Genomic DNA, 26,461 nt, shown 5'->3' with positions numbered 1-26,461 from the left:
CATTCAGACGGGTATCAATTTTTTGAAGGGCCAGGTTGCCGGTGTCGGTCTCACACCCCTATCAAAGCTCATGTGCAGGGAAATCCTCCAGGGACCTTCCCCGTATTATGTTGGCAGATGATCATCCCATGGTCTTGGAAGGGGTGGCAAAGCTTGTGGAGGATTTTGGCGTGGTCGTGGGGAAAGTGGAAGATGGACGATCGCTGCTTGAAGTCGCTTCACATCTGAACCCGGATGTGGTGATCATGGATATTTCGATGCCGAGTTTAAACGGGCTGGAGTCGGCACGCCATCTCCAAAAACTTGTTCCCCATTGTAAAATCATTTTTCTGACGATGCATGCGGATCCCGCCTATATTACCGCGGCATTTGAGGCCGGAGCTTCTGGATATCTCATGAAACGGTCTGCCGGTTCAGAACTTCAATTGGCGGTAAAGACGGTGTTGGCGGGCCGCCGGTATGTCACGCCTCTTGCCCTGCGGGGGGAAGTCTCGCTTAATGATTTTCTGGGAGGAGAAAAATCGTTGTTTAAGCTACTCACTCCTCGTCAGCGGGAAGTCTTGCAGTTGATCGCCGAAGGCCGTTCCACCAAAGCCATAGCCACTCTTCTCAATATCTCCACCAAAACGGTGGAATTTCATAAAGCCAAGGTCATGGAAACTTTAGGAACGCATACGATTCCAGAGTTGACTCAGTTTGCGGTGGCTTCCGGCCTGATTGAGAAGTAGACGATTCCGATCATTTCTCCCCGCTTCATCCTAGGATTATTTCCGGAAACGACTAGGGGTTTCCCTAGTTCTTTTTTGTTACGTCGATCGGTATTTTACACCCTCACCTTAGCGGCAAAAACCCCCTTTACTCTGATGGTTTCATGGTTGAAACCGATGTGAAAGAGAGGCCCTCGGATGAACCACCTTTTTTCATCTTCTCCGTCGGCGGAAAATCTGATGAACACCGCAGCCGTTCCTCTTCGACCCGGTCGCTTTGAGAATGGTCTGGCTTTGCAATTCCTCTCCGGTCAATACAGCGGCTGGCCGGTGGTCGATTCCTCCAGAGAAATTCTGGGGGTCGTGACTGAACTCCGTCTGTTACAAGCCTGTTCACGCGTGAATGCCCTGGATGAACTCAGGGTGGAAGACACCATGACTAAGCCGGTATATGTGTTGGAACAGGATCCGCTCGATGTCGTGATGAAGGGGATGGTTCACAGCCAAGTTTTGAGAATGCCAGTGGTTCGTGATCGGCAGCTGGTCGGAGTCATTTCCCGGGGAGATGTCTTACGGCATAGCCTCCCGTTATCTCCGCCTTCCTCCCAATTCGTGTTTTCCTGTGCCTGGTGTGAACGGGTTCATGACCCCTCTGAGGGGCTGGTCGGAACAGAAAACTGGCAAGTCTTGGATGCCTATCTGTCAAGGCATCGACTCACATTCTCTGATATCGAGCCTGCACAAACCTATTGCCCTTCCTGTCTGGGAATTCTTCAAGCGCTCAAAACCACATCGCCGGGTGTGTCGCGTGCCGAGACCGAGGTCCAGTCCCAGGAAGTCCGTCCCTGTTTGTTAGTGGTCGATGATGATCCTTCTATCGCCGGGATGTTAGATCAAGCTCTTCAGGAATGGGGATATGAGGTGCTCGTTGCGAGAAATGGGCGGGAGGGCCTTGATCTGTTGGACGGCCGTCGCGTGGATGGAATTTTACTGGATATGCACATGCCCATTATGGATGGGCGGACCATGCTGGATGAACTACGCTGGTTGGGACATCAGATGCCGGTGCTCATGATGTCGGGCCCCTCGGAGAAACCATTGCTCCGGCGGATGTTGCAGGAAGGTGCTCAAGGATTTTTCCTGAAACCGTTTCATCTTGCTTCTGTTCAACAAGCCTGCTGCCAGATCTTTCAAAACGATGAGGTCAAGGCAGAGGCAGCTTCTCGTTTCCATGTGGCTTGATGAAATACGGAATTCCGGTTAGAGCTGATGGATTTCATAGGGGGACGCATGAATGAATATGAGGCCGGTTGTGTGGAGGGAACCCTTAAAAGCGGGAGGAAAAAAGTCTGTGCCCATCAACGCCTGGTAGACGAACAGGTTAATATAAAAGGCGAGAAAACGGGGCAACTGGCTTGTCGGGAATGTGGCGAGGTCATCCATAATCCGGTGGAAGCCTGAACCCGATGAAAATGAATGTTATCCCCTGGGTCCTGTAGACTGAAGGTGAAGGCCTGTGACGCTTCTCATGCTTCTCGACGTTCCAAGTGCCTAAGGATAAGAGTGCGTTGTGTTGGTCCCGACAGACCACACGGGGTTTTGAACGATTGAATATGTCTTTACCCATGAGTCTTCAACCCGGTTTGATCGCCGAAAGAAAGAGCACGTCAGAGTTCTGCTTATCTGTCTTGAGATGATATCGAGCTAATAATGATATCAAGGCAATACAAGGCGGAGGTTGATCCAATGAAAGATATTTCATTCGTGTCCAACCAACAGGGAGAAATGCAAAGTCTGCCAGTTTCTGTCGATGATAACCCGGACTTGAGGCATGATGGTTCTACAGATTCGCTAGAGATCAAGATTGACAATCGTGCCCATGAGATCTCCCGGCAGGGAGGTGAGCCTCGTGGCCCGAGTTTAGCCAGTTGGTTGAAAGCCGCAAGGGAGATTTTGTCCGAGGATTCTGAAGGGCCGCAACTGACCGCCTAAAGCCTTTTTGTTTGGATCGACCGTTTTAATCGGGTCCTCACCCCCACGCCGGGATTCTGACTAATCAAGAAATTTTTTCTCACCTTTCTTGAAGCTGGGTCTCCGCTGGTAACGGCGGAGATGACTAAAAAGCAGGGATAGACTCGGAATTTTGATTCGGACATCCACCAGAACCCTAGGAGAATTTTCTTGGTTTTCTGTAAACATTCCCAGTATTCCTCTTATCTTCTTCATAAGGGACCGCATAGGTATATTCATAGCCTTCATACAATTTTTTGTGCAAAGGAAGGAGCTCCGTCTTATGTCTCAATCCCATTCCTTATGGTCCATTATTCTCGCCGGTGGGGAGGGGGAACAAACGCGTCCGTTTATTGAACGATGGTTAGGCTATCCCAAACCCAAACAGTACTGTACATTCGTGGGAAACCGGTCGATGCTGCAACACACCTTAGACCGGGCGGATCACCTTGGGGCTCCTCATCAAAAAATCACGGTGGTGGCCCAAACTCATCAAGGGTTCGCAGGTGAGGCCTTAACAGGTCAGCGGGCAGGACAAGTGATTCTTGAACCGAACTATTGCGGCACCGCATCCGGGATGTTTCTCCCTCTCACCTATGTCCGGGCATGGGATCCAAGTGCCACGGTGGTCATCTTTCCTTCTGACCATTTTGTGTTTCCGGAAAATCGGTTTCTGGAAATGGTTCGGCGTGCCATACGCGGGAGTCGTACTTTGCAGGATCGCCTTCTGTTATTGGGGGTACGTCCCACCCATCTCGAATTGGACTATGGCTGGATGAATATGGGTGGGGTGTTGGGTTGGAGTGGAGGATCCTGTGTTCGGCAAGTCGATTCCTTTGTTGAGCAACTCGACCACATTCAGGCCCTCAATGCCATGGCCAAAGGAGCACTCTGGAACACATCGGTAATCGTAGGAAAAGTTTCCACCATCTGGAGGCTTGGCTGGCAATACGTTCCTGTCATCATGGAACGGTTTGAGCGATTAGGAAAAGCTATCGGGAGCACTCATGAGGGTCGCATGCTTCGTCAGTTATATCAGAAAATGCCCATATTAGATGTGTCTTCCGAATTACTCCAGCGCGTTCCGGAACGCCTCGGGATGATTGAGCTAGAAGACGTGCTTTGGAGTGATTGGGAAGGCTCAGACCGCATTCGTGACACGCTGAATGCTATTGGTAAGGAGCCTGCGTTCCCCTCTGAGCTTTCCACCGGGCCCTGTACCTTTCCTCATGCACTCTCTTCACTCGAGATGACCCGATGAGGCGTAACGCGTTTTAGCCACAAGTGACCGCAAGCAACCGGAAGAACAGCCTGGCGAAACTCGTCAAGGCAGGAGAGTGTCGGATAAGCAGCCACGTGTCAGGACATCTTTCAGAAGCAAGAACCGCAAGCCTCTTCGGCCGGAGGAGGAACACGATGGCGAGACCCCACCCGCGAATGAGGCTATTCAGCAGCGAATTGCTGAAAGGGCCTATGAGCTCTACAAGCGGCGGGGAGGCTATCACGGTCGGGACCCCAATGATTGGTTCCTCGCGGAGCAAGAGGTCATGGATGAAGTATCATGGGAATATATTGAATCATAGAGCGAAGGCTGGAACAGTCATACTTGCTGCCTCATCCCGCGAAGGACGGCGGAGATCCGTTCTAAATGAAGGCCGGAGGGATTTCCAGGGCTTACGGTTAGAAATGACTTCGATGGGATTTAGTTGTCGATTCAGGGTATCAATTGTGCCGACTCTACTCGGATATCCCCCGCCAATCCTGAAGGGTATTCATCTTGGAATGATTCAATTTTGTCAGGGTTCCTCATCATAAATCTTGGGAATGACCAACGGGTCTGATTCCCGCTTTTCGCTCTTGTTGTTGCAATCTTCAACAGTCCCCCATTAATCCCTGTAGCTTTTTTGGCCCAGATACCCTTCCCGGCCTGGTCCGTTTCCTCAGAACCCATTGCGAACAGAGAAAAATGGTCCGATGCTCTCTCCTGGCATAACACTCGCTAAAGGAAAGTAGAGGGAGTCTATACCTTCAGGGGCAGGTGAAACGCTTCTAGGGCAAAGGAGATGCGAGCGGAGCCTAGAAGAAAATGAGATTAAGCCATTAACCGGAGTTCCTCTATTGATATGACAGCGTGAGGGCCGGTCACGAATTCGTGTCTCGGGGGTGAAAGATAAGGGTATGTATCGGATATTAGATGAAAGTGAAGACGGAAGTGTGGGAATTCGGGTTGAGGGAAAATTATCCATCGAAGAGTATGATCTTTTAAATGCCTACCTGGAACATCTGATGCAGGAGGTTGGGCCGATTAATTTCTTATGCGATATGGCAACCCTTGAAGGCGAAAATGGGCAAGCCTTATGGGAGGAGATGACCGATCATCTTCGGAACGCTCAAGATTATCAACGAATTGCGGTGGTGGGAAACCGACAATGGTTGGAGGGCAAACCAAAGGTTTCTGTACCCTGGCCCAGTGCTCAATTAAAATATTTCACATCAGACCAGACCGACGAGGCCTGGCATTGGGTAAAGGGATGAGATGCTCAACAACCATGGCCTACGGGCTTTATTTGGATACCGCAGAGAACCTGCCCCTGAAGAAGTTTGTGGCGATCGGGGCTGAACAGCTAGGAACTTTTCCCTGGTTGACTAGGGAAATTCCTAGTTCCTTCCTGGTGGGTAATGTTTTATAAGGACCTTCTTATAATGGGGGAGGGCCCTCATCGTGCTTAGGCATTCATGATCCAGGGAGGGAGATGAAGAACATGCTGAGAGCCGGGGCCAATCCGTTGTGGTCGATTATTTTAGCTGGTGGTGAGGGGGAAAGGACCCGCCCGTTTATCGAACAGTGGTTGGGGGGGCATAAACCCAAGCAGTATTGTACCTTTGTCGGAAATCGATCCATGCTTCAACATACGCTGGATCGGGCAGACCGATTGGTCAGACCGGAACAGAAGGTCACGGTGATTGGTCGGAACCATCGGGAATTCTTGAATAAAGCCGTGGAGGGCGATACCTCTGGGCACGTGATTGTTCAGCCCCAGAATTGTGGAACAGCCGCAGGAGTGTTCCTTCCACTGACCTTTGTGCGAGCCTGGGATGCTGATGCTACAGTCGTCATTTTCCCATCCGATCATTTTGTCTTTCCTGAAGCTCGTTTTCTCGAAACAATCAGGCGAGGGATTCGCGTCAGTCACTTTCTCCAGGATCGTTTGATCCTGTTTGGCGTGTCTCCTTCACATCCCGAATTGGACTATGGGTGGATCAACCTGGGCGAAGTCCTGGGGTGGAGCAGTGGGTCATGTATTCGCCTCGTTGGTTCCTTTCTTGAAAAACCAGACCTCCTTGAAGGGCAACAGGTCATGGCAAGCGGCGCTCTTTGGAACACCTTGGTGATTGTGGCAAAAGTGACCACGCTCTGGAAGCTTGGTTGGCAAAACCTACCGGTTATGATGGAGCGGTTTGAACAGTTGGGAGCGACGATTGGAACTGGGCACGAACATGAGACGCTTCACGAAATTTATCGAGACATGCCTGTCCTGGACTTTTCTCGTGCATTGCTTCAAAGGGTTCCTGAGCATCTGGGAGTGATGGAATTCGAGGAAGTGCTATGGAGTGATTGGGGACAACCCGAACGCATTGCCCATACACTCAACACTCTTGGGAAAAAACCTGCATTTCCTTCAGAAATTTTACAAAGGTCCTTGGCTCCCACCGATGCCCTTCCTCACATGGAGGTGACGTGATGGCGAATAAGCTATTAATTAACCATCCAAAACACCTCAATAGTCCCCTCAGCCGGTAGATTCAAGGGCATAGTCAGAAAATAGGCGCCACATAAGAGAGGTCCCTTGAGTAGTTCAGAAGAGCATGATTCCTGGTGGCACCGATTCCATAAACTCTCAATCTATCGTTGGGTATGTGCAAGGAGGTATCACCCGGCGGGCGTATGAATAGACTCATTGTCGGGACGGACACCCTGGGCAGGATCCCGATGATTGGGTCGTTGTTGAGCAGGAGATATTGGGCAAATTTAGATCATCATCGCCCAGAAAATCTGTTCATCAGCTGAGTAGCAGGAATCTCCGTTCGCACATCCTCCCCGTTTGGTCTGAATCACGGCCCGGTTTCCTGGGATGATTTTCGCTGTTCGTGTCAATAGATAGCCGCCGGCTCACAATCATGTCGCCTATACTTTTTCTCAAGAGAAGGTGTTTGTATGATATGCACGAACATGTTCTGTGGTTTCATCTTCATCTTGTTAGTCGTACCAATCGATGGGCATTGCAGGTTTTGGTTGGTCTTAAGATCAAAGACATAACCAACTTCAGGCTCCGGATGATCTTCAACAACGAGAAAAGGACACCACTCAACGGCACAAACGGGATCGAGAAAACGAGCAGCTTAAAAAACACGAAAGGAATCTGGAGCGAAAGTCCAAAAGGATTCATTCCCAAAGACCAACCGGAAAAGGTTACGCTTTATCAATGGGAAAAAATGCGGCATGGAGCGGCATGGACGGTAAGTAGCAAGACTCAAGCTTGTTCCTTCCTCTCAAGGGCTGCCATGGATGAAAAAAATCCATGAGCCAAAGCTCTATGTGCAGAACAACCCGAGCCCAGCGTTCAGCGAGTAGGCATGGATCCAGTCCCGTTCACCAGTTTCCTTTTCCATGTGTCATTCCGTTTGGGATTTTATTGGACTGATTGAGAGTCTACCCCGTGAAACAGAATTGAAATGTTTTGGGATAAATGGTGTGTGGTTCAAGATGGGCCTTGATCATATTGGGGATTTTTGAGATATCCACGTTAGGGTGTTTGCCCAGGCCATCAGTGAGTGAAGACATCAGTTCTTCAGGGGAGTGGTAGGGTAGGGCGCGAAAGGTCTATATACCGCTCTCTGGATTTTATTACAACATCATGGTTTCGCTCCTTTCTCCAGTCAGCATGGTTTCAGATTCGACCTTCCGTACTTTTCCACAAAAGCGTTCTTATCCCACAGGTAGATCATATGGGACAATACCTACCGAATCATGGGTAATTTCCGGTAATTCACAAAAGGGTTCGTTAAGGCAAAAGGCCTTTAAAGGAGGCGGTGGATTAAGATGAATCCACACGTAATTTTTTGTTGTGTCGAGCGGGATTGAGCTGCGGAAAAACGAGTCGGCCTTGGCCTCATGCAAATGCAAGCCGATCCACCGGACTTTTTTTGTCTCATCCCGCCAAAGCCGGGAACAACCCTTTTATCCCGTTGGCAATAATCTCCACGGCAATAGCGGACAGGATAAGGCCCATAATACGGGTAAAAATATTAATGCCGGTCACGCCGAAACGTTGTGAGATCAGCGGAGCCAGGTGTAAAGCCATCCATAGGCATATGCCAACAATTATGATGGTCAAACCAAGTAACAATTCATGTCCCAGGTTGGTGCCTTTATGTGCTTCAACCACAACTGTGCTCATTCCACCGGGCCCGGCCAGTAATGGTGTTGCTAAGGGAACGACGGCTATATCATGTTTTCTGTTGGATTCTTCCGCTTCCTCTTTGGTTTGTACTGTGGGACTCAATTCTGCCTGAAGCATGGAAATAGCCATCAGGAGGATGAGGATCCCGCCGCCCACTCTAAAAGAACTCACACTGATCCCGAAAAATACGAGCATCCATTCCCCGGCGATTAAGGCGACTAACAGAATCAGAGTCGCGGAGAATGATGCGATCTTGGCAATCTTCTGCCTGGATCTCCTGTCTGCATCAGGGGTTAACGCGATGAAAATGGAGAGAGCCCCCAATGGGTTGATGACGGCTAATAGCGCCACAAAAATTTTTAGGTATTCAGTATATTCAAGCATCGGGTATCCATTGGGTTGTGTCTCTCATACACCTGCGTATCAGGGATGTGGCACTTCCTAAATTCTCACCGGCCACAAAAGTCATGAGTATTGATGGGTATGACATGGAAAATCTGTATAGTCATGTGACACCTCTCATCATAAAATACGAAGAAAAATTTCACTTCATTTCATACCGCCGGATCGTAATGCTTGGGCCGAACGTTTCACTGGCCTTGTTGCCATGGGATCATCTGGCGTTGGTTCGGCTGTTTCTCATTCATCCACCCGGGGACATGGAATTGAGAAAAGAAAATACATGAAAGAGAGACATAAGGTAAACTGGAATTGATAAGTCGGTTTTTTGTTACGGGTTGAAAGGAGCGCAATAATGAAAGTGTTGTTGGCGGTAGAGCAAACTCGTATTTCTGAAGGGGCCATTCAGATTCTCAGCAAGTTGACACTGCCCTTAGGATCCGATCTGTTTCTTCTCCATGTGAACCCCGTCCCTCAAAAAATTACTGGCCTGGCGAAGGAACGGATTTTGAAAATCTCCCAGCAGGTACAAAAGATTCAAAAACAGGCGCTTGAACAGGCGCGTGAGTTTCTGGGGAAGGTCGAGAAAAGGTTGAATCGTCAGGGTGTGCGTGTGTGTTTTCTTGTAAAAAAAGGCTTTCCTGGAGAAGAAATTTTAAAAACCATTCATGCGAAAGACGCGGATCTGGTGGTTCTCGGATCACGTGGCTATTCCAAAGCGAAGGGGTTTTTACTCGGGAGTGTGAGTCAATGGGTGTTACAGGAAGCGCCCTGCTCGGTGTTGATCGCTCGGCCCATGGCTCGGGTGAAAAAGCCTGGTCGAGGCATGAAGCTTCTCCTGGCTACTGATGGATCTGCCGATTCACAAGCGGCCGTCGACTTTATTAAAAACCTGGCTTTGCCTCCTTCATCACAAATCACCATTCTCCATGTCGTCAAAAAACATGTGTTCGAAACCGAACAAACGTTGATTGCCGATAGCAAGAAGGAGGATGAATTTGCCAAATTGGCTGAAGAACTTCTTGCCATCCGAGGGCGGGAAGGAGCGAAACTCCTTGACCAGGCTCGAAAGGTCTTGAGTGGTCCTGATCTTCAAATTCAGGAGCGATTGGTGTTTGGCAATCCAGGAGATGAAATTCTTAAAGCTGTTCGATATGTTCAAGCTGACCTTGTTGTATTGGGGTCCCGTGGCTCGACTGGAGTCAAGCGGGCGTTTCTGGGCAGTGTATCGAACAAGGTTGTTTACGGTGCCGGCTGTTCGGTGGCGGTCATTCGTCATTAATAACAAGAGTGGTGCTCGGAAATCTGGGAGAAGAAAGCTGGAACGTCGTGTGCCTGGTCCTCGTGGCCCTCGCTTTGTGCCAACGGAAGTGGACAGAAGAGGTGACTCGCTGCTTCTATTTCACTCGATACCGTACCCACAGTGGCATGTGGTTTTGCAGAAGTCTTTGCCATCATTCATCTGTGAATAAAGGGTTGTGTTATGAGCATTCGAAATTTTCAAGTACCTGTTTAAGCCACGCGCTATTACGGTGATTGGTGCTTCGAACCCCCCTCATCGAGTGGGAAGTGGTGATGCAGAATCCTCATCACGGAAAATTCAGCGGTATGGTTTTTCTGCCTTCTGCTGGTTATCAGGCGAAGCCCGCCATAGAAACCCTGAGTGAAAAACGGCGGCAGTCATGCCGGAGTTTCTAATGTCCTGGATTGCTTTTGGAAAGGCTCTTTGGCTGGATTCTTGATCAGAACATCTTTCTCTTGAGAACCTGCATCCATCATGCTCTGAAGGAGACCTTCGGCTAGTTGGTAGGATTGGTCTGGATTGTCGGCTATCAGAAGAAAATGTCCCATTTTACGTCCCGGGGCGGCATGTGTTTTTCCATAAAGGTGAAGCCGGACCTGTGGATGAGCCAGAAGTCGATCCCACTTGGGCGGTCCGTTTCGCCATAAATCTCCGAGGAGGTTCACCATTACGACGGGATGCATGAGGGAGGTATCCCCCAATGGTAACCCGCAAATGGCGCGGAGATGTTGTTCGAATTGGGACGTCACGCAGGCCCCAAACGTGAAATGTCCACTGTTATGAGGCCGGGGAGCGATCTCATTGATCAATAAGGTGTCGTCTTCAAGAAGAAACAGCTCCACCGCCATGACTCCGCAGTAGTCAAGCGCTTCTGAGAGGGAAACGGCAAGCTCCTTCGCCCGTAACCGGATCGTGTCCGCCACCCGGGCCGGAACGCGTGTGGTATGGAGGATGTTCTGCCGATGTGCATTCTCAGCCAGGGGATAGAGTTGAATATCTCCCTGAAGACTGCGGGCCAGCACGACCGATAGTTCCATCTTGAAGGGCGCGACGGCTTCCAAGACAGACGGGACTTCCTTCAATTCTCGCCAGGCCTCATTCAGATGGTCCACGCCGGTGACCCGGATTTGGCCTTTACCGTCATATCCTGCACGGCGCTTCTTTAGAATAGCCGGGAATGTCACCTGTTGAGCCGCAGCGGTCAAAGTGGCGTGATCTTTGACCGAGGCAAAGGCAGTTTGTGGAAAACTGTGGTCTTGAAGAAATTCTCGTTGAACCAGTCGATCCTGGATGAGAGCAAGCACGGAAGAGGACGGACGGGTCGCTTGATCCGTTTCAATGTCGGCAAGAAGCATCCAAGGCACCAGTTCGGTCTCAATGGTCACCACATCAACCTGAGAGACAAATTCCATCACGCGTTGCGTGTTCGTCAGTTCTGATTGCACAAAAAAATCCGCAACCTGGGCGGCGGGACAATTCTCAACGTGATCTAACACGCCAATCCGATACCCCATCCGGCGGCCTTCCATGGCCAGCATGCGACCAAGTTGGCCTCCGCCCAATATCCCGATCGTCCCACCAGGAAGGATGATATTCATATGAGTTTCTCCAGTGCAGGGGTGTGTCGTTGGTCATAATAGGCCTTGAGTCGTTGGCCGATGCCGTGATCAGATACGGCAAGAATGGCTGCTGCCTGCAATGCGGCATTGACCGCTCCATCCTCGCCGATCGCATGGGTCGCAACCGGAATGCCCTTTGGCATTTGGACAATTGATAAGAGCGAATCAAAGCCTTGCAGGGCTCGAGACCGCACGGGCACTCCGAGAACCGGAATTATCGTTTTTGCTGCAGCCATTCCCGGCAAGTGTGCGGCTCCTCCCGCCCCGGCAATGAGCACGCGGATGCCACGGCTTTGGGCCGATCCGACATACTCAAAGAGAAAATCCGGTGTGCGGTGGGCTGACACAATCCGGCATTCATGGGGAACGGCCAATTCCGTGAGGATCAGACTTGCGTGCCGCATGGTCTCCCAATCACTGCTGCTCCCCATGATAATCGCCACGAGTGGATTGGAATCACCAGATTCAGTATTCATCGATTAGGTTGCCTCCCCAAAAATATTCCCCCCTTTACAAGCTTCCACCCTGCAAGCACTTGGTTCCGTGAACAGATCATGAGCCGGCAGTCCAGGGTAAATGGTGTAATCTCCTGTTATGAGCCTGAGCCTTTTTCCCCCGGCTCCGGCTCTGCCCATATTTGTCTCCAGCATTCTAGCCAGTACGCCCTACTGTACCCCGCTTCACCATCATAATTCCATAATTTCTGCACCGCCGGCCACCACTACTTCCGGCTGAGCGGTTCCAGGTGCGTGGTGAAACTGGGATATCCTTATGTTCCCATAATCCGGCATCGCTACCATTTCATCATCAGAAGGTCCTGGCTCACATATCCTATCCACACTTTTGTCCCCCGATTGGAAATGAATTTGGATTTGAACGGGACAATTTCCATGAAATGGGGACTACCCCTTTTTCTTTAGAGACGTCAATACCAACTAACTGAGCGTCTTTTTTCACCCTTGAAGCCATCGCACATTATGATTCCCTGAATCAAGCCTGCAGATGGATTCACTTTCTCAAATCCCGCCTGACTACCCGCCTTGAACCGGTATCGTCATCAGATTATTCATTCCGGTGATGACGTGGTGATCGGAACGAAGTTTTAACAGACTAAACCGGGTTTTGATTTGGAGATCTCGCGCCCCACCACGTGACGGCGTTTCAGAATCGCAAACCCCGCTTGAGAGTTTGTACCACTTTCAACGAGGAAATCTTCGATACATTCATGCCGATAGCCAAAACCTGACCAGATACAACAATTCATGAGAATCACGTGGAATAATGTTTTTCAGAATCCACTCTTAAGGCTTCCTTTTCAAGCTTTCCATATTTCATATTCCACCAAAAGCCCTGTAGATATTTGCCACGTCCGTACAAATTTTTTTGTAGCCAAATGGGGCATCGGTTTTGGGATCGGAAGGTGATGCCTGACGTCAAAAGCTCAATATAAAAGAAATTTTCATAATGGTACCGAACCTGAAAAGCACGTAAGGAAACACCAATCAAGTGAGCGAAACTAATAGAAAAACTGAAAGATCTTCACTTTGGTTGCATTGGCAGAACCAAAAATTTTGAGAAGGGTTTTGGGGTTTGCTCAAATAAGGGACTCCATCAAAGACCCAAACACGGCAAAGGGATGGAAGTCCTGTCCTGACCCTCTTTCATTAGAACGGCCAGATTGCCTGGTCACCGCCATAATCCTACTCCGATCATAGAGATCGACTAGAGAAAGGGATCCTCTTGTGTGGGAGGGAGCAGGACATCCGCGAGGAACATATGGACAGGTATCAAGGGTTTTTCACAGCTGTACTGGAAGGTATCTTTTTATAGGGTTAGTAGTAGGGTCATTGAGAGGGTAACGATGCGGGTTTCGTGGGAAAGGGAGGACATTGAAGGGAGAGAATTGCTTTATTGACTACTTCTCGGGACGCAAGGAGGGATATTTATGCGTGCATTGGCATATGTGTTGATAGGAGTGTTGGGTGGGATGGGCATAATGAGCCTCAGCCAGAAGGGAGGACCAAGTCTCACTAGTATGTTGGGCCCGGTGAGTTATGCGATGGCGTCTGCAGAGCAAGCTTCTGAAATAGCAGAAGAGAAACCCTGGACAGGTGCCGATTTATTAGAGATGGCGCAGCTCTATGATCAACAGGCCGATGACCTTCAAAGTGAGGCGGTGAAATTGGAACAGCGAGCCATAAGCCTTGCCAAAAAGCCTCATATGGATCCCAAGGGCTTTACCAGGACGGGGTGGATGCTGATCGCCTCGTCGAGATGGAAGTCGGCCAAAGAGCTGCGAGAAATGGCCGCCATGCATCGTTCGGAAGGACAACGTCTTCTGGCATTGGAAAAAAACGGTGAGGTCCCCACCGAAGATTTAGATAAGGAAGGGAATGCCTCTCAGAAGCATGGCACATGAGGTGAGGTGTTTTTCAAGTATCCTTTATATCAGGATCCTCTGAGTTCGTTTTTTGTCCTACTCCTCCCTGCGTTCGCAGAAAGTTGTATTGGCACTGACCAGTCGGCGGCCCCTGGTCGTGCCAGAAACATACTTTGGATACCACCATTATTTGTTCAAGATGACCATAGCCGCGGAAATGGGAGCGGCGGGAAATTTTTTGCTCTATCTCTAGATGATCGTTCTAAAAACACGTCCAATCGAGGAAATTTGTCGCGATGGCAAAGAAAATGTATTGGTTCAGCTTAAGCATTTGAAGACCTCCTGCCGTCGCTAAGCGGTTGCTCATGGGGGAGCCCAACCTCCATGGATGGATCTATTCGATCGCAACAGAAGAGGCGTGTCTGTGCGATCCGCATCAAGAAAAGTTTGTTTTTCCCTAAGAGGTCAAAGGTGTCAAGGATGCCTAGATGAGGGAACGCTTCCTCGAATTAGACATGTGGGATGAATTGTGATTAAGAAACTGCAGTGGAAAGAGCTTTTCACGGTGACGTGGAAAGACGTGCAACGCGATTTTCTCGCGTCCGTTGTGGTGTTTCTGGTGGCATTGCCATTGTGTATGGGGATTGCCATTGCATCGGGTGCCCCTCCGGTGAAGGGGATTATCACCGGTATTGTCGGAGGCCTGGTTGTCGGACTCTTTGCCGGTTGTCCGCTTCAGGTCAGCGGCCCGGCTGCCGGTTTGACCGTGATAGTCTTCGATGTGATTCAGCGTTTTGGCCTAGGCAAACTGGGGATAGTGGTTCTGGTGGCCGGAGGAGTCCAAATCCTGGCGGGTTTTCTCCAGTTAGGTCAATGGTTCCGAGCCGTCTCCCCTGCGGTGATTCAGGGAATGTTAGCGGGAATCGGCGTGCTCATCCTGGCAAGCCAATTTCACGTGATGATTGGGGACACGCCAAAAGGAAGCGGGCTTGAGAATATTTTGACCATTCCCGAAGCCATGAGGAAAGGGTTAATCCCTCAGGAGGGAGTTGACTCGAGTCATTGGGTGTCGGCCCGCATTGGAATCCTCACGATCGCCGTCATTATACTTTGGCAATTCCTGGTGCCCAAAAAGTTTCAATTTATTCCTGCTCCGCTGGTGGGTGTATTAGTCGCGAGTGGAGAAGCGTACATGCAAAATCTCTCCATTGAATATATTGAATTCCGGGACAGCCTCGGGAGCTCGATCCATTTTCTAAAGATCGAGGATCTTGCCTCCCTTCTCGATCCTTCCATCTTGTCCATGGCCATCGCCATTGCCTTTATTGCCAGTGCGGAAACCCTCTTATGCGCTACCGCGGTCGACCAGATGCATTCGGGACCGCGAACCCGATACAACCGTGAAATGTCTGCCCAGGGCATTGGCAATCTTTTATGTGGATTCCTTGGGGCTCTACCCATGACGGGAGTGATTGTTCGAAGTAAAGCCAATCTTCAGAGTGGTGGCCGAACGCGTGCCTCAGCCGTGCTCCACGGTGCCTGGTTACTTATGTTTGTTGGACTGTTTCCTGAAATACTCGAGTTGGTTCCCATCGCAAGTTTGGCCGCTCTCCTCGTGTACACCGGCTATACCCTTATCAATGTCCAGGCTATTCGGACACTTTCCAAATTTGGCCGGGGAGAAGTCGTCGTGTATGTGGTGACTGTGGTGACTATTGTGACCACCAACCTCTTAATTGGAGTGCTTGCAGGGCTTGGTGTGGCACTTGCAAAGTTAATTCATTCAACCAATACCCTGACGGTTTCGGTTGACCGGGGGACCAATCACCAACCGATTTCCATTAAATTCTCAGGAACGGCCACGTTCGTGAATCTCCCCAAATTTGCCAATGCCTTGGACGACGTTCCGTTAAAGAAAGACGTTCATCTCGATTTTGATGATCTACGGTGTATTGATCATGCCTGCCTGAATTTGCTGAGTTCCTGGAAGAATTTTCATGAAACCCAAGCTGGAACAGTGTCCGTTGATTGGGAAAAGTTGGAGTCAAAGATGCTTGAGAAGCAGACGATCGATACATAGGTTCCCTTGCCAGCCAAAAAATTCCATTTTGTTTGGTTGGAGTCTTGGTGGTTAATAGAGCCGGAGAGTACGAGCCTGCCAAGAATTTCCAGGAATGAAAATTGTGTGGAGTAATTCCGCTAAAAGAGGTTCCGCACTATTCGGATATGGGGCAATTTGCCTCTATATGGAATGTTTCTTTCTTTGATTTTGTACAGGCAACCACGGTGCTGTTTGAGTTGCAGGGAATGTTGACTGATGTATTTACGAAATGGAAATGGTATAGAATTTGTATTTTCTATTACGGAAGAGTGGCAGAGTAGTTCCCTGGAATTTTGAGAGGGAGGTTATATTTAAATGATTATGATTGTGACATTTCACGAGGAATTTCGAGGAAAAATTTCCGCTTTTCTCTCTGAGAAGGGGTATGAAGTCTGTGTTCCTCCTCATAGACAGGATGTCATTCCCCTGGTAAAGGAAAAATCCCCCTTAGTGGTCGTGTTGGATATGTATGTGGCGGAACCGAACGGGATAGACGTGCTAAAGGAGCTGCGTGCCCAAAAATATCACGGAGGAGTTGTGGCGCTGGCTGGAACTTCGGTGCGTTCTTTAATGTCACAGGCGTCCCAGCTTGGCGTGGACCAGGTGATTGGAGGATTTCAAGGCGATGGCGGAGCGCTGAACCTTGATCAGGTGGAGTCAGCGATAAAAATGGCATTACACTCAATCATTGCCAAACGCGCATTTCAATTGTATGAGGCACGGGGGCGGACGAAAGGGAAGGACCTGGAAGATTGGTTTGAAGCCGAGCGGCAAATTTTCAAGAAGACCTTGCCGTCGTCATTAGGGGAAAGCAAACAGAGAGCTAAAGCTAAAGGCGGACCTCAGAAGCCAAAGAAAACCCCCAAAAAATCAACCTGAAAGACCCAAAGTTAATTCAAGGTGAATGAACAAATATTCAAGAATATTTTGCAGGTATTATCAAGAATCAGGAAAACATCATTTTGGCCTTAACCCGTCAATTGAATAGTTGTTCAGCGCATTCAGCTCGGGGTTATGGTGAGTCTGACAAAAGGAAGTTGAATTTTATTGCATCCCACGTCCCTCCTGGAGAGATGGGGCATTGGGGATTTAGGACCCACGGCCTATCAGTTTGTCGATTTTCTGAAGGCCCCAGGACAGCGTTGGGGGCAGATGTTTCCACTGAAACCGACCGGGTATGGCAATTCCCCCTACATGTGCTTTTCCGCATTTGCGGGAAACTCCCTACTCATTAGCCCGGAAAAAATTGTGGAGGATGGAAATTGTATTGGAATCCGATGCGGGGCTGCCTCCGCCCTTTCCAGCCGACCGTGTGGATTACCTTCTGATGATTCGACTGGCCATGAGCTCTGTTGCTCAACAGGCCATGGTTCCGCTTCAGGAGGTTTTGGGATTGGGGAGTGAATGCCGGATGAATCCCCCCGGCACACTCAAAGGGAAATGGGAACGGCGGGTTCATCCTGGTGAGATGACGGAGAATGGTGGGAACCGACTCCGTGATCTGACAGGTTTATTTGATCGGCTTCCAATATCTATGGCTTAGAAATCCTGAGAAATAAAAGTTTTTGCGAGAAAGGAAGATGATGATGAAGATTTTAGTGGCGGTTGATCCTTCCGAACATGCGCAGGAGGCCATTCGATTTGTGAAATCGGTAGATTGGCCAAAGGCATCAGAAATGTATCTCATCCATGTGATCGAGATGAAACATGCGTCTCCTCTGATACCGTCGGATGGACCTTCCAGTTGGGATCGGGTCATTTCCGAGGCGAGAGGAAAACTCTTCACCGAAGCGAAGGGTCTTCTTGAGCACATGAAGAAGAAAATTCTTGATGAACGGGCTCTGACCATTAAGTCCCTGGTGATGGAAGGGCTTCCGGGAGCGGAAATTTTACAGGCGGTGGAGGACTATCAAATTGACCTGGTCGTCTTAGGGACACGTGGCCTTTCCAATGTGAAACGGTTTCTTCTAGGGAGTACCAGTGATTGGGTGATGAGGGAAGCCCTGTGTTCAGTGTTATTGGTTCGTGACAAACTCAGTAAGGTGACGATGGGAAAATCCGCCGCCAAAATTCTTTTAGCCACCGATGGGTCTGCGGTGGCTTTGAGTACTGTGGATATGCTCAGGCTGTTGACCTGCAAGACCCCTCCAAAGGTGACGGTGACGCATGTGGTGAGAAGACCGGCTTACCTGGAGGGTTGGTATTGGGGAAAAGGAAAAGCGGCATTTAAACGATTAGCAGAACAAGTATTGGAGAATGCTCAAAAAGAAGGTGCCAGCCATCTGGAAGAGATAGGCCAAAGAGTCAAAGGGCTCGGCATGGAAGTCGATACAGCGTTGACCAAAGGAGATCCTGCTGAAGAAATTGTCAAAATTGCAGAACGTTCGAAGACAAAATTGATCATGGTAGGATCAAAAGGATTCATAGGGGGCAAACCGGTCCCATTGGGAGGGGTCGTCAGAAAAATTGCTCGCTATGCTCCATGTTCCGTCTTGCTCACCCGCCCTGGCAGATCTGAGAAAGAAGTTTGAGGCGTGATCCGATTTTCCGGCAACATTCTAGACCATCACCATTTAATAGCCGCACGTACCATGGTGTTCCCACAGGGAGGCAGGGAATCTTGAACCCGCTTCTCATGTGTTGTCCTTCCTTCAATTGAAATGAGCACGATGCCGGTTTCCGATCGAAAAAGGTCAGACGTATGTTGGCATGCCTCGGATGGTGAATCTGTCCTTAAGGCAGTAGCCAGTCAGGTTGGGGGCTTAACGCAGGATGTCGCTGCCCAACGTCTGGTTCTCTATGGCCCCAATCGTTTACGTCCGCCTAAAAAGCAATCCTCCTGGCAGCGGTTTCTTTTCCAGTTCCATAATATTTTAATTTATATTCTCCTGGGAGCGGGTGTCGTGACCGCCATGCTGGGTCATTGGGTGGATACCGGTGTGATTCTCGGCGTGGTGGTCATTAATGCCGTCATTGGATTCCTTCAGGAAGGCAAAGCCGAAAGGGCGATGGATGCCATTCGCCGGATGTTGTCCGTGCAAGCCTGCGGGCTTCGTGATGGAACCCGTTGCCCCATTCCAGCGGAAAGCCTTGTGCCTGGGGATATTGTGTTTCTCCAATCCGGGGATAAAGTCCCGGCCGATTTGCGTCTTCTGAAGGTGAAGGATTTGCGTATTGAAGAAGCCGCCTTGACCGGTGAGTCCGTCCCGGTTGAGAAACACATGAAACCTGTCCCGGAAACCGCATCCATTGGTGATCGAAAGGGCATGGCCTATTCGGGAACTCTGGTGACCTATGGAACGGGAACCGGGGTGGTGGTCGGGACCGGCGATGCCACCGAAATTGGACGGATCAGCGCCATGCTGGCCAAGGTGCAGACATTAACCACGCCACTTCTCCGAAAGATTGGAGAATTCGGGAGCCGGTTAAGCCTGGCCATCGTCATCGGAGCGGTTGGTGTGTTCCTCTTCGGAGTGTTTTTCCGGGAGTATGGGTTCAGTGACATGTTTCTGGCCAGCGTGGGGTTAGCCGTTGCCGCCATTCCCGAAGGCCTTCCGGCCATTATGACCATCACGCTCGCCATCGGGGTTCAAGCGATGGCACGACGCCAAGCGATTATTCGCCGGCTGCCGGCTGTGGAGACCTTAGGATCCGTGACCGTCATTTGTTCAGATAAAACCGGCACGCTGACACGAAACGAAATGACGGTTCAAACGCTGGCGACTGCGGCATATACCGTGGAGGTCAGTGGTGTTGGGTATGATCCTCATGGCGGATTTTCTCTGCTTGGCAACCCGGTTGTGCTGGGTGATCTCGCGGAGGTGATGGAACTTGCTCGAGCCGGAATGTTGTGTAACGACACGGATTTGACCCAGGTGGAGGGGGTCTGGCAGATCAACGGAGATCCGACAGAGGGGGCCTTGGTTACCCTCGGGAGAAAAGCCGGATTGGACTTTCGATTCGAATATGAGATGTGGCCACGGACGGATGTGATTCCCTTTGAATCTCAACATCGGTTTATGGCGACGTTACATCATGACCATGCCGGGCATGGATTTATGTATATCAAGGGTGCCCCTGAACGGGTATTAGAGATGTGCGCGTTTCAGCGGAGTCTGGGGGAGGATCATCCATTGAATAGCCGGTCGTGGCATGATCGGATCGAGCAGATGGCGAGTCGTGGACAGCGAGTGCTGGCGGTGGCCTTTGCTTCCACCAATCACGAACATCGAGAGTTACGATTTCAAGATGTGGAGCAGGGCCTGACCATGTTGGGGCTTTTCGGCATTGTTGACCCACCCAGGGCTGAAGCCATTGAAGCGGTCCGGCAATGTCAACAAGCCGGGATTCGCGTCAAAATGATTACCGGGGACCATCTCGTGACGGCGAGAACGATCGGCTTACAGATGCATATCGGAGATGGAAAACAGGCCATTTCGGGACAGGTATTGGAAACCTTGAGCGATGAGCAATTGGAGAGTGTCGTGCGGGAAATCGATATCTTTGCCCGGACGAGCCCGGAACATAAGTTACGGCTGGTGCAAGCCCTCCAGGCCGCTGGGGAAGTGGTGGCTATGACCGGCGATGGGGTGAATGACGCCCCGGCACTCAAGCGGGCGGATGTCGGAGTGGCCATGGGAGTGAAGGGAACGGAAGTGGCGAAGGAAGCGGCGGAGATGGTGCTGGCCGATGATAATTTTGCCTCTATTGCCCATGCCGTCGAGGAAGGCCGTCGGGTCTATGACAATATTCAAAAGTCCATTCTGTTTATTCTCCCCACCAATGTCGCCGAAGCCGGAGTGATTGTGGCCGCCATTCTGCTAGGAACCATGCTGCCGATTACGCCGGTACAAATCCTGTGGGTCAACATGATCACCGCCGTGACATTGGCCTTGTCTTTAACCGTCGAACCTCCTGAATCGGATGTCATGCGACGCCCCCCTCGAAGCCCCGGGGATGCCATTTTGTCACGGTTTCTGCTGTGGCGAATCGGCTTTGTATCCACCTTAGCGGTGGCCGGCACGTTTGGACTGTTCCTGTGGGAGACTGACCAGGGGGCATCTATTGAGACCGCGAGGACGATAGCCGTCAACATGCTGGTGGTCTTTGAAGCCTTTTATTTATTAAATGCCCGGTCTTTTTATGGTTCGGTTCTGTCCCGCAACGGATTGTTTGGAAATCCCTATGTGCCCCTGACCATAGGAATGGTGGTAGGCATTCAAGGCCTCTTTACCTATACCGAAGTGATGCAGACGCTATTTCATACTACCGGCATTGATGGACTTGCCTGGCTTCGAATTATTGGAATAGGTGCGGTGATTTATTTGCTGGTCGAATTGGAAAAATATGTGTTTCGGATTATTCTGAAACTCAGAACTCCCGACCTGAACATTTGACGAATGGGTCGTGAGTCAGAATGGCTTTCGCGTAGGCATCGGAAAAGATTTGGGAATACCCGGAGAGGAGACATCACAATAAACTGTGATTCGTACAAAGGGAAAAGACAGATTTTGATAAAAGGGTGAAATGGAGGGAAAGAAAATGAAAACCGGTGTGTCAAAAAAATCAGCAGTGACCAGGGACGAGCTTCAGCGCATGGATGCCTATTGGCGTGCGGCGAATTATTTGTCCGTCGGGCAGATCTATCTTCATGATAACCCTCTACTCAAAAAGCCGTTGACGCTCGACCACATTAAATTGCGGCTCCTGGGGCATTGGGGGACGACTCCGGGATTAAACTTTCTGTATGTCCACCTGAATCGGGTTATTAAGAAGCATGATCTCAACATGATCTATATTGCCGGTCCCGGACATGGCGGTCCGGGGTTGGTGGCCAACACGTATTTAGAGGGGACCTATACCGAGGTGTATCCCAACATCTCCCAGGATGCCGAAGGCATGAAAAAACTCTTTAAACAGTTTTCTTTTCCCGGCGGGATTCCCAGTCACGTGGCTCCCGAAACCCCGGGATCCATCAATGAGGGTGGTGAGCTCGGCTATTCGCTGTCGCATGCATTTGGCGCGGCATTTGATAATCCGGATCTGATTGTGGCCTGTGTGGTGGGTGATGGCGAAGCCGAAACCGGTCCCCTGGCGACGGCCTGGCATTCCAATAAATTTTTGAATCCGAAGTTGGATGGCGCCGTGTTGCCCATTTTGCATCTCAATGGGTACAAAATCGCCAACCCCACGGTGTTGGCTCGAATCAGCCATGACGAATTGAACAGCTTATTGGTCGGCTACGGCTATAAGCCGTTTTTCGTGGAAGGGCATGACCCGGAGGCCATGCATCAGGTCATGGCGGACACGCTGGATGAGGTGATGAAAGAGATTCATGCCATTCAGCATCGGGCCAGGGAAAAGGGGGAAACTGCACGGCCGTGTTGGCCGATGATTGTCTTGCGTAGCCCCAAGGGGTGGACGGGTCCCAAAGAAGTCGATGGGAAGAAGACTGAGGATTTCTGGCGTTCGCATCAGGTTCCGTTTTCTGAGATGGCAACCAAGAAGGATCATATTCAACTGCTTGAAAAGTGGATGAAGAGCTACAAACCTGAGGAATTATTTGACGGGACCGGTAGACTCATTCCAGAACTGGCGGAACTGGCTCCGCAGGGCGAACGGCGAATGGGGGCAAATCCTCATAGTAACGGTGGCTTGCTACTCAAAAATCTCAAGATCCCTGATTTTCAGAATTACGCGGTAGATGTCCCTAAACCCGGAAAGGTCGTGGCTGAAGCCACGCGGGTGTTGGGCGCGTTTCTCCGGGATGTGATGAAAAACAACATGAACAATCGGAATTTTTTGGTCTTTGGTCCTGATGAAACCGCTTCAAACCGGCTAAGTGCGCTGTTTGAGGTAACAGGGCGGCGCTGGGTGGCCGACACCATTCCGGGAGACGATCACTTAACCCTGGATGGGAGGGTGTTCGAAATACTCAGTGAACATACCTGCCAGGGTTGGTTGGAAGGATATTTACTGACGGGACGACACGGGTTTTTCTCGTGTTACGAGGCGTTTATTCACATCATCGATTCGATGTTCAATCAACATGCCAAGTGGCTGAAAGTCACGGGGAGTGAGATCCCGTGGCGAAGACCCATCGCCTCCCTCAACTATCTCCTGACGTCCCATGTGTGGCGTCAGGATCACAATGGGTTTTCTCATCAGGATCCTGGATTTATCGACCACGTCGCAAATAAAAAAGCCGAGGTCATTCGTATTTATCTCCCCCCTGATGCCAATAGCTTGCTATTCGTGACGGATAAATGTCTCAGGAGTCGAAATCGTGTCAATGTTATTGTGGCTGGAAAACAACCGGGTCTGCAATTTCTTAACATGGATGCAGCCATCAAGCATTGTACCGCCGGTATCGGGATTTGGGAATGGGCCAGTAACGATAAAGGGGGAGAACCCGATGTGGTCATGGCCTGTGCCGGTGATGTTCCAACTTTGGAAACATTGGCTGCCGTAGACCTACTTCGCAAGCAGGTTCCCGATCTGAAGGTTCGGGTGGTGAATATTGTGAACCTCATGAAGCTTCAACCGCAGAGCGAGCATCCGCACGGGTTGTCCGACAAGGAGTTCGACACGCTCTTTACGACGGATAAACCCGTCATCTTTGCTTTTCATGGATATCCCTGGTTGATCCATCGTTTGACGTACCGGAGGACGAATCATAAAAATCTTCACGTTCGAGGCTATAAAGAAGAAGGCACGACGACCACACCGTTTGATATGGTTGTTCTTAACGACCTTGACCGGTATCATCTGGTGGCGGATGTAATCGATCGTGTGCCGAAACTGGGATATCTTGCGGCCTATGCCAAACAGGCGATTCGCGATAAAAAGATCGATCATAAAACGTACATCGCCAAGTACGGCGACGATATGCCGGAAATTAAAGATTGGAAATGGCCGTATTAGTTTTCACGCCCCATTGAGATGACGACGGGTGTGTCGATGTAGGGCCTGCTCCGTTACCATAATTCGACCGCCCAGATTATGGTGGTATCTTCTCTCATGTGAATGCCCTAGATTTTTCGTTTACCCTGCTTGATCTTTTAAGGAGTCATGCGATGGAGCGCCGAGACATTTATATTACTGAATTCGACCTGAATCGACTCACTGAACTATTAGGAGTCTGGCAAACATTCAAAGGTAGCAAAAGTACCAGCATTCATCTGGAAAGCTTAATGGAAGAATTGGAGCGGGCGCATATCGTTCTCCCAAAGGATATTCCGGCTGATGTCGTCACGATGAACTCAAGCGTCCGGCTATCAGACATGAGCAAAGGGGAAGAGCTGGAGTACACGTTGGTCTTTCCGCGTGATGCGGATACTGCGACAGGAAAGATTTCTATTCTTGCCCCGGTTGGAACGGCCATTCTCGGGTATAGGGTCGGAGACAGTATTGAATGGCAGGTCCCTATAGGGACGAGAAAGCTTAAAATTGAAGAGATTCTCTATCAGCCTGAGGCTGCTGGAGATTTCCATCTGTAAATTTCTCCGTGGTCTATTAATTCACATGAACCACATGGAAACCTGTTAAGATAAAGACCTAAAAACGGTTCACAATGGATTTTTTATTCCAGGGATGGTCCGGTTTGTCTGTTGGATCTCGTGCCTTTCCTCCCATATCTTTATGGCAGGGAGCACTGGCGCTTTCATCAAATCCCTGATCGTGTAGAATCCCTCAGTCAACTTGAATGAGACGGAGGGATGGAAACTTATGAAACCGCAATCTTCGGTTTTTTCATCTCGCCCACACCCGCATCTTTTTGAAATCAATACCTGGGTGTGGTTGCATGACCTCTCTCAGAAAATGAACCGAACAATTCGTCTTGGTGACGTGCCTGATCATGAATGGGATGAGCTTCAGGCAAAGGGATTTGATTATCTGTGGCTCATGGGCTTATGGGAGCGCAGTCCTCTTGGCCGGCGGATTGCAAGACAACATGCTGATTTACAGAAGGAATACGCCAAAACGCTTCCCGATTGGCAGGAATACGAGGTCGTGGGTTCTCCCTATGCCATTCGGGCGTATCAGCCTGATCCTGAATTGGGGTCCTGGGAGCAATTGAAGGACGTATTGGGAAAACTTCATGACCGCGGAATCAAATTGATTCTGGATTTTGTCCCCAATCACACCGCCTTGGATCATGAGTGGACCACCAGACATCCGGAGTACTATGTTCAAGGGACATCCAGGGATGTGACAAACTTTCCTTCGAGGTTTTTCCCCACAGAAACATCACAAGGCATTCGATATCTGGCACATGGCAAGGATCCCCATTGCCCCGCATGGACGGACACCGCGCAGTTAGACTACTTCAATCCTGACATGCGTAGGGCGCTGATTCGCGAATTGCAACATATTGCAAATTATTGTGATGGCGTTCGTTGTGATATGGCGATGTTGGTGCTCAATGAGGTGTTTGCACAGACATGGGAAAAGTTTGTGAAGGGCGATGTCTGTCCTTCCGGGGAGTTCTGGACAGAAGCCATCTCCCTCCTGCCTGATTGTATGTGGATTGCAGAAGTATATTGGGATCGTGAATGGGAGCTTCAACAACTTGGTTTTCAGTTTACCTACGACAAAAGACTGTATGATCGGCTTCGCCATTCGACCCCACACGAGGTCGCCATGCATCTTCAGGCTGATACGAGCTTTCAAAGCAAACTTGTGCGGTTTTTGGAAAATCACGATGAGCCGAGAAGTGCTGTGGCATTTGGTAACGTCCGTCTCCCTGCGGTCGGGGTCTTGATGGCCACATTGCCGGGCATGCGTTTGTATCATCAAGGCCAACTCACTGGAAAACGTATCCGAATTCCGGTTCAACTCTGTCGAGCCCAGGACGAACCCCCTGATGAAGCGACCGTCGCGTTTTATGACCGAATTCTGGCGATCACCAATAAAGACGTGTTTCACGCCGGGAAATGGGCCATGCTCACTGTGCGCTCGGCCGGCGACGATTCTTTCAGTAATGTCGTGGCGTATGAATGGACAACCGACCGGGAATGGAGGCTCATTGCGGTGAACCTGAGTCCCATGGTTGCCCAAGCGTATATCCGCCTGAACGGAGCGCTTAAAATGGAATCGCACACCTCTCCCATCTACACCTTGTATGACCAGTTCAGCGATCTATCCTTTGAGGGTAGGCGAAAGGATCTTATCCAAAACGGATTGTATGTCCGTCTCGATCCTTTCGGGTGCCATATCTTTTCTATGGGAGAAAAAGGAGGGGGAAATTTGGACATGAAAAAATAACAATACCCCCGAGCGATTGAATGTGAATCAAGTCATTTCGTTACCCCCCCCCCAAGTTTTCGGGCCAAGGAATTTTCTCCGGTACCCAGCTTTCTCTGAAGGCGTCATCTTTTCGAACTGGTTCTCGCAATGAAGCTGGTGATCAGTCGCTCTAATTATTGGCTCCCGCATGAAGAACAGCTTGCGGCCTTGCTTTCATGTTCCTTGAGCGTTA

Annotated in this window: 22 protein-coding genes and 1 pseudogene; 20 read left to right on the top strand and 3 right to left on the bottom strand. The window is 50.1% G+C overall.

Annotated elements, in window-relative coordinates:
* Nucleotides 1-107: 107 nt before the first annotated feature.
* From LX98_RS13645 to LX98_RS13605, 9 genes are all read left to right on the top strand, one after another.
* Nucleotides 108-728, top strand: coding sequence for a response regulator (locus tag LX98_RS13645; protein WP_496429420.1), 621 nt, complete (start codon nucleotides 108-110; stop codon nucleotides 726-728).
* A 177-nt stretch (nucleotides 729-905) separates the two neighbouring features.
* Nucleotides 906-1,949, top strand: coding sequence for a response regulator (locus LX98_RS13640; protein ID WP_496429419.1), 1,044 nt, complete (start codon nucleotides 906-908; stop codon nucleotides 1,947-1,949).
* A gap of 48 nt (nucleotides 1,950-1,997) precedes the next feature.
* A complete protein-coding gene (locus LX98_RS13635) occupies nucleotides 1,998-2,168 on the top strand; it encodes a hypothetical protein (protein WP_496429418.1) in 171 nt (56 codons plus the stop codon).
* Between the two features lie 285 nt (nucleotides 2,169-2,453).
* Nucleotides 2,454-2,699 (top strand): hypothetical protein, encoded by a 246-nt coding sequence (locus LX98_RS13630; protein ID WP_496429417.1) that lies wholly within the window; start codon nucleotides 2,454-2,456, stop codon nucleotides 2,697-2,699.
* Between the two features lie 301 nt (nucleotides 2,700-3,000).
* Nucleotides 3,001-3,978 (top strand): sugar phosphate nucleotidyltransferase, encoded by a 978-nt coding sequence (locus LX98_RS13625; protein WP_496429416.1) that lies wholly within the window; start codon nucleotides 3,001-3,003, stop codon nucleotides 3,976-3,978.
* A 76-nt stretch (nucleotides 3,979-4,054) separates the two neighbouring features.
* Nucleotides 4,055-4,300 (top strand): DUF2934 domain-containing protein, encoded by a 246-nt coding sequence (locus LX98_RS13620; protein WP_496429415.1) that lies wholly within the window; start codon nucleotides 4,055-4,057, stop codon nucleotides 4,298-4,300.
* 595 nt (nucleotides 4,301-4,895) lie between these two features.
* Nucleotides 4,896-5,252: an STAS/SEC14 domain-containing protein gene (locus tag LX98_RS13615; RefSeq protein ID WP_496429414.1), complete on the top strand. Its 357-nt coding sequence runs from the start codon at nucleotides 4,896-4,898 to the stop codon at nucleotides 5,250-5,252.
* 227 nt (nucleotides 5,253-5,479) lie between these two features.
* On the top strand, nucleotides 5,480-6,460 hold the full coding sequence (locus LX98_RS13610) for a sugar phosphate nucleotidyltransferase (protein ID WP_496429413.1): 981 nt from the start codon (nucleotides 5,480-5,482) through the stop codon (nucleotides 6,458-6,460).
* Nucleotides 6,461-6,938: 478 nt separating this feature from the next.
* On the top strand, nucleotides 6,939-7,301 hold the full coding sequence (locus LX98_RS13605; RefSeq protein WP_496429412.1) for a hypothetical protein: 363 nt from the start codon (nucleotides 6,939-6,941) through the stop codon (nucleotides 7,299-7,301).
* Between the two features lie 626 nt (nucleotides 7,302-7,927).
* Here LX98_RS13605 and LX98_RS13600 read toward each other — a convergent pair.
* Nucleotides 7,928-8,563 carry a YchE family NAAT transporter gene (locus tag LX98_RS13600; protein WP_496429411.1) on the bottom strand — a complete coding sequence of 212 codons (636 nt, stop codon included), beginning with the start codon at nucleotides 8,561-8,563 and terminating at the stop codon, nucleotides 7,928-7,930.
* A gap of 370 nt (nucleotides 8,564-8,933) precedes the next feature.
* Here LX98_RS13600 and LX98_RS13595 point away from each other — a divergent pair, with 370 nt between their 5' ends.
* A complete protein-coding gene (locus LX98_RS13595) occupies nucleotides 8,934-9,860 on the top strand; it encodes a universal stress protein (RefSeq protein WP_496429410.1) in 927 nt (308 codons plus the stop codon).
* A 398-nt stretch (nucleotides 9,861-10,258) separates the two neighbouring features.
* On the opposite strand, the gene LX98_RS13590 is transcribed toward LX98_RS13595, so the two are convergent.
* Both LX98_RS13590 and purE read right to left on the bottom strand, forming a co-directional pair.
* A complete protein-coding gene (locus tag LX98_RS13590; protein WP_496429409.1) occupies nucleotides 10,259-11,479 on the bottom strand; it encodes a 5-(carboxyamino)imidazole ribonucleotide synthase in 1,221 nt (406 codons plus the stop codon).
* Nucleotides 11,476-11,976, bottom strand: a complete 501-nt coding sequence (purE, locus tag LX98_RS13585; RefSeq protein ID WP_496429408.1) for a 5-(carboxyamino)imidazole ribonucleotide mutase — start codon at nucleotides 11,974-11,976, stop codon at nucleotides 11,476-11,478. The genes LX98_RS13590 and purE overlap by 4 nt, the downstream gene beginning before the upstream one ends.
* Before the next feature lie 1,469 nt (nucleotides 11,977-13,445).
* Here purE and LX98_RS13580 point away from each other — a divergent pair.
* The 10 genes and pseudogenes from LX98_RS13580 to LX98_RS13535 all read left to right on the top strand — a co-directional run bounded on the left by LX98_RS13580 (nucleotide 13,446) and on the right by LX98_RS13535 (nucleotide 26,247).
* The gene (locus tag LX98_RS13580) at nucleotides 13,446-13,919 is read left to right on the top strand and encodes a hypothetical protein (RefSeq protein WP_496429407.1); all 474 of its coding nucleotides are present in this window, start codon (nucleotides 13,446-13,448) and stop codon (nucleotides 13,917-13,919) included.
* 490 nt (nucleotides 13,920-14,409) lie between these two features.
* Nucleotides 14,410-15,960 (top strand): SulP family inorganic anion transporter, encoded by a 1,551-nt coding sequence (locus LX98_RS13575; protein WP_496429406.1) that lies wholly within the window; start codon nucleotides 14,410-14,412, stop codon nucleotides 15,958-15,960.
* A 336-nt stretch (nucleotides 15,961-16,296) separates the two neighbouring features.
* Nucleotides 16,297-16,860 carry a response regulator gene (locus tag LX98_RS13570; RefSeq protein ID WP_496429405.1) on the top strand — a complete coding sequence of 188 codons (564 nt, stop codon included), beginning with the start codon at nucleotides 16,297-16,299 and terminating at the stop codon, nucleotides 16,858-16,860.
* Between the two features lie 168 nt (nucleotides 16,861-17,028).
* Nucleotides 17,029-17,172, top strand: a pseudogene (locus tag LX98_RS13565) (4-alpha-glucanotransferase); the annotation flags it as partial.
* A 64-nt stretch (nucleotides 17,173-17,236) separates the two neighbouring features.
* Nucleotides 17,237-17,524: a 4-alpha-glucanotransferase gene (locus LX98_RS13560; RefSeq protein WP_496430609.1), complete on the top strand. Its 288-nt coding sequence runs from the start codon at nucleotides 17,237-17,239 to the stop codon at nucleotides 17,522-17,524.
* Between the two features lie 37 nt (nucleotides 17,525-17,561).
* Nucleotides 17,562-18,512: a universal stress protein gene (locus tag LX98_RS13555; RefSeq protein ID WP_496429404.1), complete on the top strand. Its 951-nt coding sequence runs from the start codon at nucleotides 17,562-17,564 to the stop codon at nucleotides 18,510-18,512.
* Between the two features lie 138 nt (nucleotides 18,513-18,650).
* Entirely contained in the window at nucleotides 18,651-21,377 is a 2,727-nt protein-coding gene (locus LX98_RS13550; RefSeq protein WP_496429403.1) for an HAD-IC family P-type ATPase, read from the top strand.
* 145 nt (nucleotides 21,378-21,522) lie between these two features.
* Entirely contained in the window at nucleotides 21,523-23,904 is a 2,382-nt protein-coding gene (locus tag LX98_RS13545) for a phosphoketolase (RefSeq protein ID WP_496429402.1), read from the top strand.
* A gap of 152 nt (nucleotides 23,905-24,056) precedes the next feature.
* Nucleotides 24,057-24,479: a nucleoside diphosphate kinase regulator gene (rnk, locus tag LX98_RS13540; RefSeq protein WP_496429401.1), complete on the top strand. Its 423-nt coding sequence runs from the start codon at nucleotides 24,057-24,059 to the stop codon at nucleotides 24,477-24,479.
* Nucleotides 24,480-24,708: 229 nt separating this feature from the next.
* On the top strand, nucleotides 24,709-26,247 hold the full coding sequence (locus LX98_RS13535) for an alpha-amylase family glycosyl hydrolase (RefSeq protein WP_496429400.1): 1,539 nt from the start codon (nucleotides 24,709-24,711) through the stop codon (nucleotides 26,245-26,247).
* Nucleotides 26,248-26,461: the final 214 nt, after the last annotated feature.

This window comes from Nitrospira marina (assembly GCF_059568365.1).
The sequence above is the reverse complement of the archived record's forward strand: the minus strand, read 5'-3'. Positions and strand labels throughout refer to the sequence as shown.

Coding starts and splice junctions, on each gene's coding strand:
- LX98_RS13625 (WP_496429416.1), top strand. CDS start 3,001: ATGTCTCAATCCCATTCCTTATGGTCCATTATTCTCGCCGGTGGGGAG.
- LX98_RS13635 (WP_496429418.1), top strand. CDS start 1,998: ATGAATGAATATGAGGCCGGTTGTGTGGAGGGAACCCTTAAAAGCGGG.
- LX98_RS13605 (WP_496429412.1), top strand. CDS start 6,939: ATGCACGAACATGTTCTGTGGTTTCATCTTCATCTTGTTAGTCGTACC.
- LX98_RS13555 (WP_496429404.1), top strand. CDS start 17,562: ATGATGATGAAGATTTTAGTGGCGGTTGATCCTTCCGAACATGCGCAG.
- LX98_RS13600 (WP_496429411.1), bottom strand. CDS start 8,563: ATGCTTGAATATACTGAATACCTAAAAATTTTTGTGGCGCTATTAGCC.
- LX98_RS13550 (WP_496429403.1), top strand. CDS start 18,651: ATGCCGGTTTCCGATCGAAAAAGGTCAGACGTATGTTGGCATGCCTCG.
- LX98_RS13580 (WP_496429407.1), top strand. CDS start 13,446: ATGCGTGCATTGGCATATGTGTTGATAGGAGTGTTGGGTGGGATGGGC.
- LX98_RS13645 (WP_496429420.1), top strand. CDS start 108: ATGTTGGCAGATGATCATCCCATGGTCTTGGAAGGGGTGGCAAAGCTT.
- purE (WP_496429408.1), bottom strand. CDS start 11,976: ATGAATACTGAATCTGGTGATTCCAATCCACTCGTGGCGATTATCATG.
- LX98_RS13630 (WP_496429417.1), top strand. CDS start 2,454: ATGAAAGATATTTCATTCGTGTCCAACCAACAGGGAGAAATGCAAAGT.
- LX98_RS13560 (WP_496430609.1), top strand. CDS start 17,237: ATGGAAATTGTATTGGAATCCGATGCGGGGCTGCCTCCGCCCTTTCCA.
- LX98_RS13590 (WP_496429409.1), bottom strand. CDS start 11,479: ATGAATATCATCCTTCCTGGTGGGACGATCGGGATATTGGGCGGAGGC.
- LX98_RS13640 (WP_496429419.1), top strand. CDS start 906: ATGAACCACCTTTTTTCATCTTCTCCGTCGGCGGAAAATCTGATGAAC.
- LX98_RS13610 (WP_496429413.1), top strand. CDS start 5,480: ATGCTGAGAGCCGGGGCCAATCCGTTGTGGTCGATTATTTTAGCTGGT.
- LX98_RS13570 (WP_496429405.1), top strand. CDS start 16,297: ATGATTATGATTGTGACATTTCACGAGGAATTTCGAGGAAAAATTTCC.
- LX98_RS13615 (WP_496429414.1), top strand. CDS start 4,896: ATGTATCGGATATTAGATGAAAGTGAAGACGGAAGTGTGGGAATTCGG.
- LX98_RS13595 (WP_496429410.1), top strand. CDS start 8,934: ATGAAAGTGTTGTTGGCGGTAGAGCAAACTCGTATTTCTGAAGGGGCC.
- LX98_RS13535 (WP_496429400.1), top strand. CDS start 24,709: ATGAAACCGCAATCTTCGGTTTTTTCATCTCGCCCACACCCGCATCTT.
- rnk (WP_496429401.1), top strand. CDS start 24,057: ATGGAGCGCCGAGACATTTATATTACTGAATTCGACCTGAATCGACTC.
- LX98_RS13545 (WP_496429402.1), top strand. CDS start 21,523: ATGAAAACCGGTGTGTCAAAAAAATCAGCAGTGACCAGGGACGAGCTT.